Consider the following 17,921-nt stretch of genomic DNA (forward strand, 5'->3'; position numbering starts at 1 on the left):
ATTGTTGCCGGGAGTCTATTGAACCCGGCCCGTCCATGACCAGTTTCACATCACCATGCCAAGAATTATCTCCGCGAACCTGAACGGTATCCGTTCCGCCCACAAGAAGGGCTTCTTCGAGTGGCTCGCCACGCAAGATGCCGACTACATCTGCGTCCAGGAGCTCAAGGCCCAGGAAGCCGACATGACCGAGGATTTCCTGCGCCCGCACGACTACCACGGCCACTTCCACTATGCCGAGAAAAAGGGCTATTCGGGCACCGGCATCTACAGCCGCACCGCCCCGGACAAGCACCGCATCGGCTTCGGCTGCGTCGAATTCGATGCCGAAGGCCGCTACACCCGCTGCGACTTCGGCGACCTGACCGTGATCTCGCTGTATGCGCCGTCGGGCTCTTCGTCGCCCGAGCGCCAGCTGGCCAAGTTCCGCTTCATGGAAGTATTCCTGCCGCATCTGCAGGAACTGCAGGCCGAGGGCCGCGAAATCGTGATCTGCGGCGACTGGAACATCGCCCACAAGGAGATCGACCTCAAGAACTGGAAAGGCAACCTGAAGAACTCCGGCTTCCTGCCCGAGGAGCGCGCCTGGATGACGCGCATCTTCGACGAACTGGGCCTGGTCGACGTGCACCGCGGGCTGGACCCGCGCCCCGAGCAGTACACCTGGTGGAGCAACCGCGGCCAGGCCTATGCCAAGAACGTGGGCTGGCGCATCGACTACCACGTCGCCACCCCGGGCATCGCCAAATGCGCCAGGACGGTCTCGGTCTACAAGGACGTCAAGTTCTCCGACCACGCTCCCTTGATCATCGACTACGAGCGCTGATTCAAGGCCAATCCAGGCTGAATTCGCTGCTGAAGCTGCGCCGCTGGCCGGTGAGCGGATCGTCGAAGGCGATCGAGCGCGCCAGCAGCTGCAGCGGCGATCGAAAATCGTCGCCCGTGCACAGCAGCGCCACCGGATAAAAAGTGTCGTTCACGATCGGCGCGCCGAGCCGCGACAGGTGCAGCCGCAGCTGGTGCTTGCGGCCCGTGTGCGGATGCAGGCGATAACGCGCGAGCATCCCTCGCTGCTCGATCACTTCGATCAGCGTCTCCGAATTCGGCTCGCCCTCCACTTCTTCGCTGACGAAGAACTGCTCCGCATCCTGCATGCGGCTGCGGTAGGTGAAGGGAAACTCTCGTCCCGGCATCGCCGGCGCCAGCGCCTCGTAGGTCTTGTTCACCACCCGCTTCTGGAACATCGATTGATACGCCCCGCGCGATGCGGGATTGTGCGAGAAGATCACCACGCCCGCCGTCTCGCGGTCGAGCCGGTGGATCGGCACCAGGTGGGGCAGATCCTGGGCGCGCTTCAGGCGCACCAGCAGCGTCTCTTTCAGAAAGCGCCCGGTCGGGATGGTCGGCAGGAAGTGCGGCTTGTCGGCCACCAGGATGTGCGCGTCCTGGAACAGCACTTTTTCGTGGAACGGGATCGGCGTCTCGGCCTGTTCCAGCTCGCGGTAATACCAGATGCGCATGCCCTGGCGCACGTGGCTGTCGGCGGCCAATGCAGCTCCCGTGGCGTCGACGATCTCGCCGCGCGCCAGCCGCGCGGCCCACGCCTCGCGACTCACGTCCGGGAAGCGCTCGCACAGAAAACGCAGCATGCCCCCGGCGCGGGTCTCGGTCAGCCACAGGTAGCTGGGCGAGACGCCGTCGCGGATCGGCAGCGGCACGTAAGCGTTGGCTTCGGCCTGCCGGCCCTTGACGACTACACGACCCATCGAGCCATCACTTCAGCGCGGTGCTCTGGTAGGCCGGCAGCCTGGCGACGCTGGTATTCTTGGCGCGCGCATACAGCGGCAGCAGCACGTTCATGTGCGCTTCCATGTCCTTGATGCGGGTCTCGCCGCCCGGGTGGGTCGAGAATATCTCGAGCGGCGCGCTCTGGTTCAGCGCCGCCATCTTGCGCCACAGCGCGATGCCGGCGCGCGGGTCGTAGCCGGCGCGCGACGAGATGTCCAGGCCCACCAGATCGGCCTCGCGCTCTTCGTCGCGCGAGAATTTCAATACCAGGAACTGGCCGGCATAGTTGGCGGCGGTGCCCGTCAGGTTGGGGTCGACGCCGAAGATCCCCGACAGCAGCGCGCCGCCGACGCGGGCGCCGAGCGCGGTGACATTGGTCTTGGCCAGGCGCTCGCGCCCGTGTTCACGCAGCGCGTGCGCGATCTCGTGGCCCATCACGGCCGCCACTTCGTCGTCGGTCAGGTTCAGCTGATCGATGATGCCGGTGTAGAAGCCGATCCGGCCGCCCGGCATGCAGAAGGCGTTCACCTGGTCGGACTTGAACAGGTTGACCTGCCATTCCCACTTGCTCGCGGCCGGATTCCAGCGCGTGGTCTGCGGGATGATGCGCTGGGCGATCACGCGCAGGCGCTTGAGCTGGGGGTCGCCCTCCGACGCCAGTACGCCTTTCTGCTTGGCCTCGCCCACCATTTCGGTGTACTGCTGGCGTGCGGCCTCGTTGACCTGTTCTTCCGGCGCCAGCACGCGCATGCGCGACAGCGGCTTGACCGCGATGCCGTCCTGGACCACTGGGCTATTGTCCTGGGCAAGGCCAAGGCTGGTGGCGCTCATCAAGGTGAGGCAAAGTGCAAGGCGTTTCAGTTTTATCATCTCGTCACCGACAGGCTGTTGTTAGCAGCGCTATCCTCTTAGAAATTATTCAAAATGGGCAACATGCCCGCGCAGGATTGCCGAGGATCATGGCCCATTTGCCGCGCCCGCTCAAGCCGCGAACGCACATAAGCGTCATTACAGTGCTGGCGCCGCTTTCTTGCGTAGACGGAACACCGCCAGGCTGCCGCGCAGGTTCGGCAAGAACTTGATCACCTCGCCATCGGCCAGCGCCACGCATTCCAGCACTTCGAGGCCGCACGACACCGCCAGTTCCTGGAAATCGTAGATCGTGGCATACCGCACATTGGGCGTGTCATACCATTTATAGGGCAGCGAACGCGACATCGGCATGCGGCCCTTGAGCAGCGCCAGGCGGTGCGGCCAGTGCGCGAAGTTGGGGAAGGAGACGATCGCCTCGCTGCCCACCCGTACGATGTCGCGCAGCAGCGCCTCGACGTGCTGCATCATCTGCAGCGAATTCAGGCACAGCACGGTGTCGAAGGTATTGTCGCCGAACAGCCCCAATCCTTTCTCCATGTCGTGCTGGATCACGTTGACGCCGCGCGCGGTGCTTTCCAGCACCTTGTCGTCGGCGATCTCGATGCCGTAGCCGCTGCAGCGCTTGCCCGACTCCAGGTAGCGCAGCATGGCGCCGTCGCCGCAGCCGACGTCCAGCACGTGCGCGCCCTCGCCCACCCAGTGGGCGATGAAGGCCAGGTCGGGCCGCAAGGTATTCAGGTCGTCGAAGTTCATGCGACCTCCTGCGCAATGCGGTTGTAATAGGCGCGCACCACGTTCATATAGCGCGCGTCTTCGAGCAGGAAGGCGTCGTGGCCGTGCGGCGCGTCGATCTCGGCATAGCTCACGCGACGCCGGTTGGATATCAACGCTTCGACGATCTCGCGGCTGCGCTCGGGCGAGAAGCGCCAGTCGGTGGTGAACGAGGCGACCAGGAACTGGGCCCTGGTTCCGGCCAGCGCCTTCGTCAGGTCGCCGCCATGCTCGCGCGCCGGGTCGAAGTAGTCGAGCGCCTTGGTAATCAAGAGATAGGTGTTGGCGTCGAAGTATTCCGAAAACTTGTCGCCCTGGTAGCGCAGATACGACTCGATCTCGAAGTCGATGCCGAAGTCGAAGTTGTAGTCGTTGGTCTCGGCCGCGTTGCGCAGCTTGCGCCCGAATTTTTCCGCCATGTCGTCGTTCGACAGGTAGGTGATGTGGCCGATCATGCGCGCCACCTTGAGGCCGTTCTTCGGCACCACGTCATGTTCGTAGAAGTCGCCGCCGCGGTAGTCCGGGTCGGTCAGGATCGCCTGGCGCGCGACGTCGTTGAAGGCGATGTTCTGGGCCGACAGCTTGGGTGTCGAGGCGATCACGATGCAGTGGCGCAGGCGCTCGGGGAACATGATGCTCCACGACAGGGCCTGCATGCCGCCCAGCGAGCCGCCCATCACGGCCGCGAACTGCTCGATGCCGAGGCGGTCGGCCAGGCGTGCCTGGGCCGCCACCCAGTCTTCCACCGTCACCAGGGGGAAGGCGGCGCCATACGGCTTGCCGGTGGCGGGATTGACGTGCATCGGGCCGGTCGAGCCGAAGCAGGAGCCGAGGTTGTTGATGCCGATGACGAAGAAGCGGTCGGTGTCGACCGGCTTGCCCGGCCCCACCATATTGTCCCACCAGCCTGCGCTCTTCGGCGTGGCGTAGTGGCCGGCCACGTGGTGCGAAGCGTTCAGCGCGTGGCAGATCAGCACCGCGTTCGACTTGTCGGCGTTGAGCGTGCCATAGGTTTCATACATCAGCGTGTAGTCGCCGAGCTGGGCGCCGCTTTGCAACAGCAAGGGCTCGGCGAAATGCATCGCCTGCGGTGTGACTATTCCAAGAGATCCCATGGAGGTATTCAAAAGTGTTGGGTAGTGCGCTGGTGGTGCTTGCGACGGCCGGGGCCGGGCCGTCGCCACAACGTCAGAGGGCTTGCAGCTGCTCGACCGCGCTGGCGATCTCGCCCGGCTCCATCGCGCGCAGGATGCGCCGGGTACGGGTGGTGACCGCGCCCAGGTCGGTGTTCAAGATTTCTTGTTTCACCGCCAGCAGCTGCGCCGGATGCATCGAGAATTCGCGCAAGCCCATGCCCAGCAACAGGCGGGTGAGCTTGACGTCGCCCGCCATCTCGCCGCACACCGCCACGTCCAGGCCGGCCTTGTGGCCGGTGGCGATGGTCGAGGCGATCAGCTGCAATACGGCCGGGTGCAGCGGATTATACAGGTGCGCCACCTCGTAATCGACCCGGTCGATGGCCAGCAGATACTGAATGAGGTCGTTGGTGCCGATCGACAGGAAATCCATGCGCCGCACGAACAGCGGCAGCGCCAGCGCGGCGGCCGGGATCTCGATCATCGCGCCGACCTCGATGCCCTCGTCGAACTTGATGTTCTCGGCGCGCAGCTGGGCCTTGGCCTGCTCGATCATGTTCAGGGTCTGGTCGATCTCGAAGGCATGGGCCAGCATCGGGATCAGGATCCTCACCTTGCCGAAAGCCGACGCTCTCAGGATGGCCCGCAACTGGGTCAGGAACATCTGCGGCTCGGCCAGGCAGTAGCGGATCGCGCGCAGGCCCAAGGCCGGATTGAGCGCGGTCTGGTCGGTCTGGTCGAGCGGCTTGTCGGCGCCGACGTCGAGCGTGCGGATCGTCACCGGGCGGCCCTTCATCGCCAGCACCGCCTTGCGGTACTGCTCGAACTGCTCGTCTTCGCCGGGAATCCTGAGGGCCTGGGCGCCGCGGCCCATGAACAGGAATTCTGAGCGGAACAGGCCGACGCCGCTGGCGCCCGCCTCGAGCGCGGCCGGGCAATCGTCGGGCAGCTCGATATTGGCCAGCAGCGTGATGGCGGTGCCGTCCTGGGTAACGGCCGGGGTCTTCTTGAGCTTGAGCAGGCGCTTCCTCGCTTTGGCCAGCGCCGCCTGGCGCTCGCGGTACTGCTCCAGCACCAGCTGGCTCGGATTGCAGATCACCACGCCGGCGTCGCCGTCGACGATCACCCAGTCGTCCTGCTCGACCAGGCGCGAGGCCTGGTCCATGCCCACCACGGCCGGGATGTCGAGGCTGCGCGCGACGATCGCGGTGTGCGAGTTCTGGCCGCCGACATCGGTGACGAAGCCGATGAAGGAGCGCGGTCCGCCGTCGCGGTCGCGGAAGGCCAGCATGTCGGCCGGCGAGATGTCGTGGGCCACCACGATCATCTGCGGCGGTGGCTGGTCTTCGTCGACCACGATCGGCGGCACGTTCAGCGCGGTGCCGGTCAGGACTTTCAATACCCGTTCGGCCACCTGCTGGATGTCGTGCTTGCGCTCGCGCAGGTATTCGTCTTCGATCTCGTCGAACTGGGCCGACAGGTCGTCGATCTGGGTCACCAGCGCCCATTCGGCGTTGTAGTGGCGCGCACGGATGATGTCGAGCGGCGCCTCCGACACCATCGGATCGGACAGGATCAGGGCGTGGACGTCGATGAAGGCGCCCAGCTCGGTGGGGGCGTCCTTGGGCAGGTCGGTCCACAGTTCCTGCAGGTTGCGGTGCACGGCGGCGATCGCGTCCTGCAGGCGGCGCACTTCGTTTTCCACCTGGTCGTCGGCGACCAGGTAGTGCTTGACGTCGAGCGCCGCCGGGGTGAGCAGATGGGCGCGGCCGATCGCGATCCCGCGCGAGACCGGTATGCCATGGAGAAGGAAGGAGGCCATGCTGACGTCTCCTGAACGAGATGCCGCTTCACGCGGCATTACTCGCCTTCGCCGAACTTGTCGTTGACCAGGGCGGACAGGGCCGCGACCGCGGCTTCCTCGTCCTTGCCGTCGGCTTCCAGGGTCACCTTGGCGCCCTTGCCGGCGGCCAGCATCATGACGCCCATGATCGACTTGGCGTTGATGCGGCGGCCGTTACGGGTGAGCCAGACGTCGCTCTGGTACTTGGCGGCCAGCTGCGTGAATTTGGCGGATGCGCGGGCATGCAGGCCCAGCTTGTTGATGATCTCGAGTTCTTGTTGAATCATATTCGCTTTATCGTTGTACTTGTCGAATCGCGCCCCTCGGCGCGCGCACCGCTATGGTTATTCCTACCCCACCCGAATCCGGTTATCCACCCGCACCGCGCCGTTCTGGGCGCCCGCCAGCGCCATCTCGACCACGACGTCGAGCGTGTCGCGCCGATACGTGATCGCCCGCAGCAGCATCGGCAGGCTGATGCCGGCGATGACTTCCACATGGCCGGCGTCGGCCAGCGAGTTGCAGCAGTTGGACGGCGTGCCGCCCTTGACGTCGGTGATCACCAGCACACCGTCGCCTTCGTCGAGGCGCGCGATCGCCTCCCGCGCGAGACCGTTGACCTCGCCGATATCCTGGTCGGCGGCCACGTCGATCGCCTCGAAGCGCTCGGTCGGGCCGCGGAATACGTGCGCCACTGCCGCGATGAATGCCTGGCCCAGCGGCGCGTGGGTCAGGAGCAGGATGCCTACCATGATGTTATTTGTTCACCTTTTGTTCGACCGCGTCGATGAACATCGCGGCCACGTCGAAGCCGGTCTGGTCCTGGATTTCCTGGAAACAGGTCGGGCTGGTCACATTGACTTCGGTGAGGAAGTCGCCGATCACATCTAATCCTACCAGCAACAGGCCGCGCTCGGCCAGCACCGGGCCCAGGGCCTCGGCGATCTCGCGCTCGCGCGGGCTGATCGGCTGGGCCACGCCCAGGCCGCCGGCAGCCAGGTTGCCGCGCACTTCGCCGCCTTGCGGGATGCGCGCCAGCACGAAGGGCACCGGCTTGCCGCCGATGACCAGCACCCGCTTGTCGCCCTTTTCGATGGCCGGAATGAACTTCTGGGCCATGATGGTGTTGCGGCCGTTGTCGGTGAGGGTCTCGATGATCGCCCCCAGGTTCAGGGCATCGCTTTTCACGCGGAAGATGCCGGCGCCGCCCATGCCGTCCAGCGGCTTGAAGATGACGTCGGTGTGCTTCGCGTGGAAGGCGCGCAGGCGCGCCGCGTCGGACGTGACCAGGGTCGGCGAGGTGTGTTCGCTGAATTGGCCGATGGCCATCTTCTCGTTGTGATCGCGGATCGCGCGCGGGCTGTTGATCACACACGCGCCCTGGCGCTCGGCCAGTTCCAGCAGATAAGTGCCGTACACATATTCCATGTCGAACGGCGGATCCTTGCGCTCGAGGATGGCGTCGAATTCGCCAAGGTTCACGTCGACGGCCGGGTCAAGACGGTACCATGCGTCGGCGTCGCCGGTAAGGTGGATCTGCGCCACACGCGCGCTGACGACGCCTTCTTCGAGCACCATGTCGCGCTGCTCGAAGTGGTAGATGGCATGGCCGCGCCGCGCCGCCTCGCGCATCATGGCGAAGGTCGAATCCTTGTAGATCTTGAATCCGGACAGAGGGTCGGCGAGAAAGGCGATTTTCATGGGGCGTCCATTCGAAGTAATGCCTGATTTTAGCCCGAATCGTGGAAACTCGCGGACCGACCCCTCATCCGCTCACCCCCAGAAATACGCTGCAGCAATTTGTCAGGTATCACGCAACGCGACTGAGGCAGCTCAATCGTGTCAAACCGATTGCGCGAGAACATGAAGGCATGGATACCCAACCAAGCCAACAGGCCGAGCAGGAGCGCATTGAAGACGTCTACCGCAACTGGCATGGCGGCACGGCGCTGGCGCGCTATGCCTGGCACCGGCCCGAGATCCTGCAGCAGGTGGCGGCGCGTTCACGCGGCTTTGCCGACCTGCTGTCCTGCACGGTCGGCCCGGATCTGTCGCGCGTGCAGATACTGGACGTCGGCTGCGGCACCGGCGGCTTCCTGCGCCAGATGATCGACTGGGGCGCCTCCCCGGCCAATCTCACCGGCACCGAATTGCAAAAAGACCGGCTCGACCATGCGCGCCGATGTACGGCGCACGGCGTGCGCTGGCACCTGGGCACGCTGGACGCGGTGTCGCAGGCGAGCTACGACCTGGTCACGGCGCTGACGGTATTTTCCTCGGTGCTCGATCCGGCCCTGCGGCGCGAGCTGGCCGCCCAGATGTGGCGCGCGTTGCGCCCGGGAGGCTGGTGCCTGGTGTTCGATTTTCGCTACGACAACCCGCGCAACCGCAACGTGCGCAAGGTCACCCGGGGCGAGCTGCAGGAATGGTGGCCGGGGGGCGGGCAGCGCTATCGCAGCCTGGTGCTGGCGCCGCCGATCCACCGCCTGCTGGCCGCGGCGCCGTATATGGTGTCCGAATTGCTGACGGCGCTGGCGCCGGCGCTGCGCTCTCACTTCATGTATGTGGTGCGCAAGGAGGAATAAGGGCTGGCCGGCAAGGACGGCAGCCGCCGCCCTCCCCGTCACGATCAATAGACTTCCGGATTCGGATCCGTGCGTTCCATCTCCAGCGACGCCGCCAGCATGCCCAGCCGCGCCACCACGCCATACACATAGAAGCGGTTTGGCGCCGCCGTGCCCGGCTTGGCCTTCAGGTCCGGCACCGCATGCTGCTGGGCGAAGGCCAGCGGCACGTATTGCGAGCCCGGCGAATTCAGGTTCTGGTCGATGCCGCGCTCGGCGTGTACACGGTAGAAGCCGCCCACCACGTAGCGGTCGATCATGAACACCACCGGCTCGGCCACGGCGTCGTCGATCGATTCGAAGGTCGGCACGCCTTCCTGGATGATCAGGTCGGTCACCGCCACGCCATCCTTGATCACCGACATGCGCGCGCGCTGGGCCGGGGTCAGGTCGCGCACTTCGCTCGCATCCTTGATCGTCATCACGCCCATGCCATAGGTGCCGGCGTCGGGCTTCAGGATCACGAAGGGCTTGCGCTCCTTCATGCCGTATTCCTTGTATTTCTTCTTGATCTTCGAGAACAGCGCCGAGACGTTGTCGGCCAGCTCCTCGGTGCCGACGTTCTCGCGCAGGTCGACTTCGCCGCACTTGCTGTGCAGCGGATTGACCAGCCACGGATCGATGTCGATCAGCTTGCCGAACTTCTTGGCCACCTCGTCGAACGCCTTCAGGTGGTTGCTCTTGCGGCGCAGCGCCCAGCCGGCGTGCAGCGGCGGCAGCAGCGACTGCTCGTGCACGTTCTCGAGGATGGCCGGGATTCCGGCCGACAGATCGTTGTTGAGCAGGATGGTGCAGGGGTCGAAATCGGCCAGGCCGACGCGGCGCCCGTTCGCCGAGCGCACCAGCGGCTCGACCACCAACATATTGCCGTCAGGCAGCGCCAACGGCGTCGGTTCGGTGACCTCCGGCGAGAACGATCCCAGGCGCACGTGCAGGCCGGTCTGGCGGAAGATCTGCATCAGGCGCGCCACGTTCTGCAGGTACATCGGGTTGCGCGTATGCGTCTCGGGCACCAGGATCAGATTGCGCGCGTCCGGGCAATACTTGTCGATCGCGGCCATGGCGGCCTGCACCGTCAGCGGCAGCATTTCGGTCGGCAGGTTGTTGAAGCCGCCCGGGAACAGGTTGGTGTCGACCGGCGCCAGCTTGTAACCCGCATTGCGCAGGTCGACCGAGCAATAGAACGGCGGCGTATGCTCCTGCCACTCGAGCCGGAACCAGCGCTCGATGGCGGGGGTGGCTTCGAGGATTTTCTTTTCCAGGTCGAGCAGAGGACCGGTCTGGGCGGTGGCGAGGTGCGGAACCATGTATGTGGACTTCCCTGTTATGCGCGACTTCTTGCGCCGTTTGTTATTTGTTAAGTTGGATCTGTCATATGGGGTGCACCTGGCCTTTTTAAAGAGGTGTTACCAAAGAAGCAAAAACGTCTTTTTTGCCACTGCCAAAAAGACTCCCCGCGAAGGCGGGGACCCAAGGTTATTTGCACTGGCACTACGTTATAACGTAGCCGCCATGCTGGCAACTTGGGTCCCCGCCTGCGCGGGGACGACGTGCTTGCTGCTAACGTGCTAGTGCTGCTCGGCTATATCAGTAACGGTACGCCGATTCGCCGTGGCTGGTGATGTCCAGGCCTTCGCGCTCTTCGTCTTCAGGCACGCGCAGGCCGATCACGATGTCGACCAGCTTGAAGGCGATGAAGGCGACGATGCCCGACCAGACGACGGTCACGACCACGCCGTGCGCCTGCACCAGCACCTGGCTGCCGATCGAGTAGCCGGTGGCCATGGCATTGGTGGTGTAGTCCCACACGCCCTGGCCGCCCAGCGACGGCGCCGCGAACACGCCGGTCAGCAGCGCCCCCAGGATGCCGCCCACGCCGTGCACGCCGAACACGTCGAGCGAATCGTCGGCGCGCAGCATGCGCTTCAGGCCGGTCACGCCCCACAGGCAGATGATACCAGCCAGCAGGCCCATGACCAAGGCGCCCATCGGACCGACGAAACCGGCGCCCGGGGTGATCGCCACCAGGCCCGAGATGGCGCCCGAGGCGGCGCCCAGCATCGATGGCTTGCGCTTGAAGAGCCACTCGCCGGCCGCCCACGACACGGTGGCGGCGGCGGTTGCCAGCAGGGTGTTGATGAAGGCCAGCGCCGCGATGTCGCCCGCTTCGAGCGCCGAACCGGCGTTGAAGCCGAACCAGCCGACCCACAGCAGCGAGGCGCCGACCATGGTCATCGGCAGCGAGTGCGGGGCCATCGATTCCTTGCCGTAGCCGACACGCTTGCCGATCACGTAGGCGCCAACCAGGCCGGCGACCGCGGAATTGATGTGCACCACGGTGCCGCCCGCGAAGTCGAGCGCGCCCTGCTGCCACAGGTAGCCGGCGCCGGCGCTGACGGTGGCCAGCGAGGCGGCATCGGTGATCGCGTCAGGACCGGCCCAGAACCAGACCATGTGCGCCATCGGCAGGTAGGCGAAGGTGAACCAGATCACCACGAAGGCCAGCACCGCCGCGAAGCGCGCGCGCTCGGCGAACGAGCCGACGATCAGCGCGCAGGTGATGGCGGCGAAGGTGCCCTGGAAGGCGACGAAGATGAACTCGGGGATCATCACCTCCTTGGTGAAGGTGGCGCCCATCGAGAAGGTGCCGGCGACCGGGTCCCAGATGCCTTGCAGGAAGGCGCGGTCGAAGCCGCCGATGAAGGCGTTACCGGAGGTAAAGGCGAGTGAGTAACCGTACAGGCACCACAGCACGATGATCAGCGAAAACACCATCATGACCTGCATCAGGACCGACAACATGTTCTTGGCGCGCACCATGCCGCCGTAGAACAGCGCCAGGCCCGGGATCACCATCATGATGACCAGCAGGGTGGCAACGAACATCCAGGCGGTATCCCCCTTGTTGATGGACGGCGCCGCCATGGCCGGGAGGGCCAGGCCCAGGCCCAGCATGGCGGTCAGGATTTTTGTCGTTATATGCTTCATGAACACGTTCCTTCTTACAGTGCGTCGTTGCCGGTCTCGCCGGTACGGATACGGATGACCTGGGTCAGGTCGGCCACGAAGATCTTGCCGTCACCGATCTTGCCGGTGCGGGCGGCGCCCTGGATCGCATCGATCACCTGGTCGACGATGGCATCGTCGACGGCGGCTTCGATCTTGATCTTGGGCAGGAAATCGACAACGTACTCGGCGCCACGGTACAGCTCGGTGTGACCCTTCTGGCGACCGAAACCCTTCACTTCGGTCACCGTCATGCCTTGCACGTTGATTTCCGACAGCGCTTCACGCACTTCGTCGAGCTTGAAGGGCTTGATGATGGCGGTAATCATTTTCATGGTATTGCCTCTTTTGCTATCAAAAAGTTTTTGACACGGACAGCACGGCGGCTGACTTGCCCAGGTTCTTGCCTTCCGGACTCAGGTAGGCGTCGGTATTCGCCTTGTGCCAGGCCAGGGCCACGGTGGCGACCCCAAAGTCCTTTGTCACGCCGATCTTGTAGTGCGTGTAGGACGCCGGGCTGTTGTTCTTCACGCGCTGGCGGCCGATCTGCAGGTTCAGCAGGAAGCCGTTGCTGACGTCGATGTCGGCGCCCACGTCCAGATAACCGCTGCGCTTGCTGTCGGCGGTGCCGAACAGATTGGTCGTCGAGTGCGAATACTTGATATACGCAGGGCCGAAGCCGAGCTTGCCGTAAATTTCAAAAGTATTTGCGTTCGGATCCAGGCTGTTATCTGGATACCAGTAATACAGGCCGCCGACGTCGTAGCTGACCTCATCGGTCAACTGGCCACGCTTGCCGGCATACACATCCCATTCAAGATTGCCGTCGCCACCCAGGTCCTTCGTCCACTTGATAGTGGAGAGCCAGGTGCCTACGTAGAAGCCTGTTGGGCCATGTACGTAGTCGACGCCGCCGGACAGGGCGGGGTCGGAATCGGTTTGCGACAGGCCGCGGTAACGGTAGTCGCTGGTGAGGGCCACGTTGTAGCTCACCTGATGTTCAGCGGGTTGTTCCTGTGCCATGGCCGGGAAACTGGTAAAAGCCAGAATCGCCAGACTGATCGCGTTGATTTTTGCATTGCACTTCATGACAAACCCCCTTGGACAGTTACTGCGTTTGGAATTCCTTTATTGGTGCGTTATCTCCTTCTTCGTTTAGCAGGATGTGTGCCAGCTCATAAAAACAGTGAAAATAGCCTTGTTTTTTTTGTAAACACGCCCCACTTACGATTTGCTTCAATACAATCGAGCGCGAACGGCGTCCGCCGTGTTGCGTGACGCACCAAATCAGGCTCGTTTGCACCGCCGTGGTGCATACAACCTCGGCAGAAAGGGATAGGGACATGAACAACAGCAACTTCTTCAGCGATTTGCAGGGCAAGATCAACCAGGCACTGGAAAGTGGCCCGGCCAAGGACATCGAGCGCAACGTCAAGGCGGCGATGACCTCGGGCTTCGCCAAGCTCGACCTGGTTACGCGCGAGGAATTCGACATCCAGGCCCAGGTGCTGGCCAAGACCCGCGCCAAGCTGGAAGCGCTTGAGCTGCGCGTGATCGAACTCGAAGCCCGCCTGGGGTCCGGCGCATCGTCCACCTCGTCGGCATCGGCCCCCCGCCAGCGGGCGCGGCGCCGTCGGCCACGGCCCCATTCCCGGCCCAGCCCGAAGATCCGACCATCGTGCTGCCGCCGAGTCTCGACAAATCGGGCGATACGCCGATCAACAAACCCTGACGGCGGGTGCATTCATGGATAGGGCAACCGGCATGAATGCACCAGAATCACGGACCGGCACCCTGCCCGCGCAGGAAGTGTCGCTCGACGTGCTGCGCGAAAAATACGCGCGCGGCGACGAACGCACGATCGGGGACGTGCAGCGGCGCATCGCACGCGCCCTGGCCGCCCTCGAACCGCAACGCGCCGAATGGGAGCGCCGTTTCCTGGAGGCCCAGCAGCAGGGCTTCGTTCCCGCCGGCCGGATCGCGTCCGCCGCCGGCCTTGGCCTCTCGGCCACCCTCATCAACTGTTTCGTCCAGCCGGTCGGCGACGCGATCTCCGGCACCAGCGACGGCCTGCCCGGCATCTATACCGCGCTCAGCGAAGCCGCCGAGACCATGCGCCGCGGCGGCGGGGTCGGCTACGACTTTTCCGCGATCCGCCCGCTGGGCAGCAAGGTGGCCGGCACCGCCTCGCGCGCTTCCGGTCCGGTGTCGTACATGGAAGTATTCGACGCCTCCTGCCGCACGGTGGAATCGGCCGGCGCGCGGCGCGGCGCCCAGATGGGCGTGCTGCGGATCGACCATCCCGACATCGAACGCTTCATCGCGGCCAAGGACACGGGCCGTCTCACCAATTTCAATATCTCGGTCGGCGTGACCGACGCCTTCATGCGCGCCGTCGAGGCGGACGAGGCGTTCGCGCTGGTGCACCCGGCCGAGCCGGGCGACGAGGACGTGGCCGCCGGCGGCCACCGCAGGGACGACGGCCTGTGGGTCTACCGCAGCCTGCGCGCGCGCGAGCTCTGGGAACGCATCATGGTCTCGACCTACGACCATGCCGAGCCGGGCGTGCTGTTCATCGACCGCATGAATGCCGAGAACAACCTCTGGTACGCCGAAGAGCTGCGCGCCACCAATCCCTGCGGCGAGCAGCCGCTGCCGGCGTATGGCTGCTGCGATCTCGGCTCGCTCAATCTCACCGCCTTCGTCGATGCGCCGTTCACGCCGGAGGCGCGGCTGGACCTCGAACGCCTGCGCGAGGTAGCCGCCACCGCGGTGCGCATGCTCGACCTGGTGCTCGACGCCACCCGATGGCCGCTGCCGCAGCAGGCCGAAGAGGCGCGCGCCAAGCGCCGCATCGGGCTGGGCTTCCTGGGCCTGGGCAGCGCGCTGGCGATGCTGGGCCTGCGCTACGACGCCGACGAAGGCCGGGCCATGGCGGCGCGCATTGCGACCGAACTGCGCGACGCGGCCTACGCGGCCTCGATCGAACTGGCGCGTGAAAAAGGCGCCTTTCCGCTGTTCGACGCCGACAAATACCTGCGCGGACAATTCGTCGCACGCCTGCCGCAAGCCCTCCTCGACGGCATCCGCGCCCACGGCATCCGCAACTCGCACCTGCTGTCGATCGCGCCGACCGGCACCATCTCGCTGGCCTTCGCCGACAATGCCTCGAACGGCATCGAGCCGCCCTATTCCTGGACCTACCGGCGCAGGAAGCGCACGGCGGACGGCGGCACGCGCAGCTACGAGGTATGCGACCACGCCTGGCGCCGGTACCGCCAGCTGCATGGCGACGCCCCCTTGCCCCGAGCTTCGTCAGCGCGCTCGAGATGCGCGCGCTGGACCACCTGCGCATGGTGGAGGCGGTCCAGCCCTTCATCGACACCGCGATCTCGAAGACCGTCAACGTGCCCGAGGATTATCCCTACGAGGATTTCCGCGACCTGTACCTGGAAGCCTGGCGCGGCGGCCTGAAGGGACTGGCGACCTATCGCCCGAACGCGGTGCTGGGGAGTGTTTTATCAGTCGCGCCAGCTGCAACGCAGCCCCCATCGGACGACGACCCGCTGCGCAAGCGCTTCGAGCATCGCCCGCTGGGCGAGCTGGAATCGGTGACCTCGAAGATCGAGTACTCGACCCAGGAAGGCCGCAAGACCGCCTACCTGACGGTGAGCTTCCTGCGCGCCGAAGGAGCATGGGAAGGCCGCCGGGTGACGGTCGAGCGTCCCTTTGAATTCTTCATGCCGGCCAACCAGCGCACCGGCGGCCACCAGTGGATCACGGCCTCGATGCGGCTGCTGTCGATGGTGGCGCGCGCCGGCGGCCCGATCGCGCGGGCGCTGGCCGACATGCGCGAGGTGGTGTGGGAAAAAGGCCCGGTACGCTGTGGCCATATCGTGCGCGACGATGGCGTGCAGGTGCCGGTGTACCACGACTCCGAAGTCGCGGCGATCGCCTTCATGCTGCAGCGCATGCTGATCCGGCGCGGCTTCCTCGACGAGCAGGGCAACCAGGTGCCGGTGGAGGCGCTCGCGCGCAGCTTCGAACGGCGCATGCACGACGCCATGCCAGAGCTGGGGCCGCGCTTGCAGGCCGAGACGCCGCCCGAGCCACTGCCCGTCCTGAACGGCGCCAAATGTCCGGAATGCGGCGCGCTGGCGCTGCGCAAGGTCGATGGCTGCTCGCGCTGCGAGTCGTGCCACTACGTCGGCGAGTGCGGCTGACCGGGCCTTTGAAAAGAGGCGTTCGCGGGGCCGGCTCAGGCATACTGCCGGGGTCGCAACCAGTCCCGGCCTCATGATGAGTTACTACGCCCTCAAGCACGTCCACATGACCTTCGCCGTCCTGAGCGGCGCGCTGTTTCTTGTCCGCGGCCTGTGGATGCTGGCCGAATCGCGCCACCTGCAGCGGCGCTGGGTCAGGATCGCGCCGCACGTGATCGACACGCTGCTGCTGGGCAGCGCCATCGGCCTGGCGGTATGGAGCAGCCAGTACCCGGGCCAGGCGCCGTGGCTGACCGCCAAGCTGGTGGCGCTGGTCGTCTACATCGGCCTGGGCACGGTGGCGCTCAGGCGCGGCCGCACGCGCCAGGTGCGCGCCCTGGCCTTCGTCGGCGCGCTGGCCTGCTTCGCCTACATCCTGGCGGTGGCGGTCACCAAGAATCCGCTGATCGCCGGGTGAAATGCGGTCTGCCGGGTAGGCATCAGCGCCGCTTCAGCTGCGCCAGGTGCGCCGTCACCTGCTTCCGCTCGCGCCGCGCGAGCGGTGGGACGCCCGCCAGCGCCGCCCGGTAGGCCGCGATCGCGCGCGGCCGGTCGTGGCGCGCTTCGTAGACTTCGCCCAGCGTCTTGTAGACATAGGGCCTGGGGGCGATCGCCGCCGCCCTCTCCAGCTGCAGCGCCGCTTCGGCCAGCCGTCCCTGGGCGCGCGCCACCTGCGCCAGTCCGTAGGGCCCATGCTCGCTGGACGGCAGGCGGCGGCTCAGTTCCTCGAACAGCCGGCCGCTCTGCGCATAGCGGCCGGCGTCGAGGTGGGCGCTGGCCAGGGTCAGCAGCAGCTCGCGCTGGCTGCCCTGCACCAGCTCATAGCGCGTCGGGTCGGCCGCCAGGATGTGTTGCTCGGCCTCGTCCAGCTTTCCCTCGTCGAATGCGCACATGGCGCGCATCAGGCGGGTCAGGTCGGGGTCGAGGCGCCACGTTTCGGTGGCCAGTTCGCGCGCGCGCACCTCGCTGCCTCCCAGGAAGAATGGCGCATCGAGATAAAAGACCATCAGCGTCACGCGGGCGCGGTAATTCATCGGATCGAAGCGGATCGCGCGCTCCAGGGTGTCGCGCGTCGCATGCGCATTGCGCACGAACGCGACCAGGCCGCCGGCGCGCGACTGCGCCAGCATGACGTTCCCCAGCGCTTCGGCGCAGACGCTGCTGTCCGGATTGGCCTCGACGCAGCGTTCGGCATCAATACGCGCCCGAGGCAAGTCGTCCGTCTCGCCCCGGGCGATGCTCAGGTCGACCGACGCCGCCAGTGCCGTCGCGTCGGTGTCATCGCGCGCCAGCCTGGCCTTGATCGCACTGCTCGCCTCTGCATAGCGCTTCTGGTGCACCAGCAGTGCAATCGGGTCGGTGTGGACAGCCTGTGCGGCGCCACCGCACACCCCCAATAGCAACACCGGCACCCAACGTGCCAAGCTCTTAGCCAGCATTGCATTCCCTCTCGTCGGGATCCGGCCCTTTCCGTGGCGGCCGGTCCCGCTTGCGCGCTCAAGTATTTTTTGTTATTTAATATAGAACAAATCCTTACACGAAAGGCGTCCATGCGTCAATGCAGCGGGGATAGCGAAGATAGCCTGCATGGCAAGCGTGGCGGTCGGGACGAATTCAC

Annotated in this window: 16 protein-coding genes and 2 pseudogenes; 5 read left to right on the forward strand and 13 right to left on the reverse strand. The window is 65.3% G+C overall.

What is annotated here, in order from left to right:
* Positions 1-55 precede the first annotated feature (55 nt).
* Positions 56-826 (forward strand): exodeoxyribonuclease III, encoded by a 771-nt coding sequence (locus DIR46_RS10050; RefSeq protein ID WP_109345120.1) that lies wholly within the window; start codon positions 56-58, stop codon positions 824-826.
* A 1-nt stretch (position 827) separates the two neighbouring features.
* On the opposite strand, the gene DIR46_RS10055 is transcribed toward DIR46_RS10050, so the two are convergent.
* The 8 genes from DIR46_RS10055 to gshB form a co-directional block, all read right to left on the reverse strand.
* Positions 828-1,766, reverse strand: coding sequence for a pseudouridine synthase (locus tag DIR46_RS10055; RefSeq protein ID WP_109345121.1), 939 nt, complete (start codon positions 1,764-1,766; stop codon positions 828-830).
* A 7-nt stretch (positions 1,767-1,773) separates the two neighbouring features.
* Complete coding sequence (locus DIR46_RS10060; protein WP_229446563.1) at positions 1,774-2,619, reverse strand: M48 family metallopeptidase; 846 nt, start codon at positions 2,617-2,619, stop codon at positions 1,774-1,776.
* A 177-nt stretch (positions 2,620-2,796) separates the two neighbouring features.
* A complete protein-coding gene (gene metW, locus DIR46_RS10065; RefSeq protein WP_109345123.1) occupies positions 2,797-3,414 on the reverse strand; it encodes a methionine biosynthesis protein MetW in 618 nt (205 codons plus the stop codon).
* Positions 3,411-4,547: a homoserine O-succinyltransferase MetX gene (gene metX / locus DIR46_RS10070; protein ID WP_109345124.1), complete on the reverse strand. Its 1,137-nt coding sequence runs from the start codon at positions 4,545-4,547 to the stop codon at positions 3,411-3,413. Before metX ends, metW begins: the two co-directional genes overlap by 4 nt.
* Before the next feature lie 73 nt (positions 4,548-4,620).
* Positions 4,621-6,390, reverse strand: a complete 1,770-nt coding sequence (ptsP, locus tag DIR46_RS10075; RefSeq protein ID WP_109345125.1) for a phosphoenolpyruvate--protein phosphotransferase — start codon at positions 6,388-6,390, stop codon at positions 4,621-4,623.
* A 38-nt stretch (positions 6,391-6,428) separates the two neighbouring features.
* Positions 6,429-6,698 (reverse strand): HPr family phosphocarrier protein, encoded by a 270-nt coding sequence (locus DIR46_RS10080; RefSeq protein WP_005667800.1) that lies wholly within the window; start codon positions 6,696-6,698, stop codon positions 6,429-6,431.
* 63 nt (positions 6,699-6,761) lie between these two features.
* Complete coding sequence (locus DIR46_RS10085; RefSeq protein WP_005667799.1) at positions 6,762-7,163, reverse strand: PTS sugar transporter subunit IIA; 402 nt, start codon at positions 7,161-7,163, stop codon at positions 6,762-6,764.
* 4 nt (positions 7,164-7,167) lie between these two features.
* Positions 7,168-8,112 (reverse strand): glutathione synthase, encoded by a 945-nt coding sequence (gene gshB, locus DIR46_RS10090; protein ID WP_109345126.1) that lies wholly within the window; start codon positions 8,110-8,112, stop codon positions 7,168-7,170.
* A 170-nt stretch (positions 8,113-8,282) separates the two neighbouring features.
* Here gshB and DIR46_RS10095 point away from each other — a divergent pair, with 170 nt between their 5' ends.
* The gene (locus DIR46_RS10095) at positions 8,283-8,996 is read left to right on the forward strand and encodes a class I SAM-dependent methyltransferase (protein ID WP_109345127.1); all 714 of its coding nucleotides are present in this window, start codon (positions 8,283-8,285) and stop codon (positions 8,994-8,996) included.
* Between the two features lie 44 nt (positions 8,997-9,040).
* Here the strand turns inward: DIR46_RS10095 and gshA are convergent, their stop codons facing one another.
* The 4 genes from gshA to DIR46_RS10115 all read right to left on the reverse strand — a co-directional run bounded on the left by gshA (position 9,041) and on the right by DIR46_RS10115 (position 13,130).
* A complete protein-coding gene (gshA, locus tag DIR46_RS10100) occupies positions 9,041-10,342 on the reverse strand; it encodes a glutamate--cysteine ligase (protein WP_109345128.1) in 1,302 nt (433 codons plus the stop codon).
* Between the two features lie 280 nt (positions 10,343-10,622).
* The gene (gene amt, locus DIR46_RS10105) at positions 10,623-12,023 is read right to left on the reverse strand and encodes an ammonium transporter (protein ID WP_109345129.1); all 1,401 of its coding nucleotides are present in this window, start codon (positions 12,021-12,023) and stop codon (positions 10,623-10,625) included.
* Between the two features lie 14 nt (positions 12,024-12,037).
* Positions 12,038-12,376, reverse strand: coding sequence for a P-II family nitrogen regulator (glnK, locus tag DIR46_RS10110; RefSeq protein WP_109345130.1), 339 nt, complete (start codon positions 12,374-12,376; stop codon positions 12,038-12,040).
* 19 nt (positions 12,377-12,395) lie between these two features.
* Positions 12,396-13,130 (reverse strand): TorF family putative porin, encoded by a 735-nt coding sequence (locus DIR46_RS10115; protein ID WP_109345131.1) that lies wholly within the window; start codon positions 13,128-13,130, stop codon positions 12,396-12,398.
* A gap of 254 nt (positions 13,131-13,384) precedes the next feature.
* Between DIR46_RS10115 and DIR46_RS27245 the strand changes: the two are divergent.
* The 3 genes and pseudogenes from DIR46_RS27245 to DIR46_RS10130 form a co-directional block, all read left to right on the forward strand.
* A pseudogene (locus tag DIR46_RS27245) lies at positions 13,385-13,615 on the forward strand (accessory factor UbiK family protein); the annotation flags it as partial.
* A 190-nt stretch (positions 13,616-13,805) separates the two neighbouring features.
* Positions 13,806-16,264: pseudogene (locus DIR46_RS10125) on the forward strand (adenosylcobalamin-dependent ribonucleoside-diphosphate reductase).
* Positions 16,265-16,337: 73 nt separating this feature from the next.
* Positions 16,338-16,721, forward strand: coding sequence for a SirB2 family protein (locus tag DIR46_RS10130; protein WP_307719134.1), 384 nt, complete (start codon positions 16,338-16,340; stop codon positions 16,719-16,721).
* Between the two features lie 22 nt (positions 16,722-16,743).
* Here the strand turns inward: DIR46_RS10130 and DIR46_RS10135 are convergent, their stop codons facing one another.
* A complete protein-coding gene (locus DIR46_RS10135) occupies positions 16,744-17,742 on the reverse strand; it encodes a tetratricopeptide repeat protein (protein ID WP_109345133.1) in 999 nt (332 codons plus the stop codon).
* Positions 17,743-17,921: the final 179 nt, after the last annotated feature.

The organism is Massilia oculi, from assembly GCF_003143515.1.
GTDB classification, from domain to species: Bacteria; Pseudomonadota; Gammaproteobacteria; order Burkholderiales; family Burkholderiaceae_D; genus Telluria; species Telluria oculi.

What these genes read in the sequence shown, in the direction of transcription:
- DIR46_RS10115 (WP_109345131.1), bottom strand. Translation starts at nt 13,130, where the DNA reads ATGAAGTGCAATGCAAAAATCAACGCGATCAGTCTGGCGATTCTGGCT.
- DIR46_RS10130 (WP_307719134.1), top strand. Translation starts at nt 16,338, where the DNA reads ATGATGAGTTACTACGCCCTCAAGCACGTCCACATGACCTTCGCCGTC.
- glnK (WP_109345130.1), bottom strand. Translation starts at nt 12,376, where the DNA reads ATGAAAATGATTACCGCCATCATCAAGCCCTTCAAGCTCGACGAAGTG.
- DIR46_RS10095 (WP_109345127.1), top strand. Translation starts at nt 8,283, where the DNA reads ATGGATACCCAACCAAGCCAACAGGCCGAGCAGGAGCGCATTGAAGAC.
- DIR46_RS10055 (WP_109345121.1), bottom strand. Translation starts at nt 1,766, where the DNA reads ATGGGTCGTGTAGTCGTCAAGGGCCGGCAGGCCGAAGCCAACGCTTAC.
- metX (WP_109345124.1), bottom strand. Translation starts at nt 4,547, where the DNA reads ATGGGATCTCTTGGAATAGTCACACCGCAGGCGATGCATTTCGCCGAG.
- ptsP (WP_109345125.1), bottom strand. Translation starts at nt 6,390, where the DNA reads ATGGCCTCCTTCCTTCTCCATGGCATACCGGTCTCGCGCGGGATCGCG.
- DIR46_RS10050 (WP_109345120.1), top strand. Translation starts at nt 56, where the DNA reads ATGCCAAGAATTATCTCCGCGAACCTGAACGGTATCCGTTCCGCCCAC.
- DIR46_RS10060 (WP_229446563.1), bottom strand. Translation starts at nt 2,619, where the DNA reads ATGAGCGCCACCAGCCTTGGCCTTGCCCAGGACAATAGCCCAGTGGTC.
- gshA (WP_109345128.1), bottom strand. Translation starts at nt 10,342, where the DNA reads ATGGTTCCGCACCTCGCCACCGCCCAGACCGGTCCTCTGCTCGACCTG.
- DIR46_RS10080 (WP_005667800.1), bottom strand. Translation starts at nt 6,698, where the DNA reads ATGATTCAACAAGAACTCGAGATCATCAACAAGCTGGGCCTGCATGCC.
- DIR46_RS10085 (WP_005667799.1), bottom strand. Translation starts at nt 7,163, where the DNA reads ATGGTAGGCATCCTGCTCCTGACCCACGCGCCGCTGGGCCAGGCATTC.
- metW (WP_109345123.1), bottom strand. Translation starts at nt 3,414, where the DNA reads ATGAACTTCGACGACCTGAATACCTTGCGGCCCGACCTGGCCTTCATC.
- gshB (WP_109345126.1), bottom strand. Translation starts at nt 8,112, where the DNA reads ATGAAAATCGCCTTTCTCGCCGACCCTCTGTCCGGATTCAAGATCTAC.
- amt (WP_109345129.1), bottom strand. Translation starts at nt 12,023, where the DNA reads ATGAAGCATATAACGACAAAAATCCTGACCGCCATGCTGGGCCTGGGC.
- DIR46_RS10135 (WP_109345133.1), bottom strand. Translation starts at nt 17,742, where the DNA reads ATGCTGGCTAAGAGCTTGGCACGTTGGGTGCCGGTGTTGCTATTGGGG.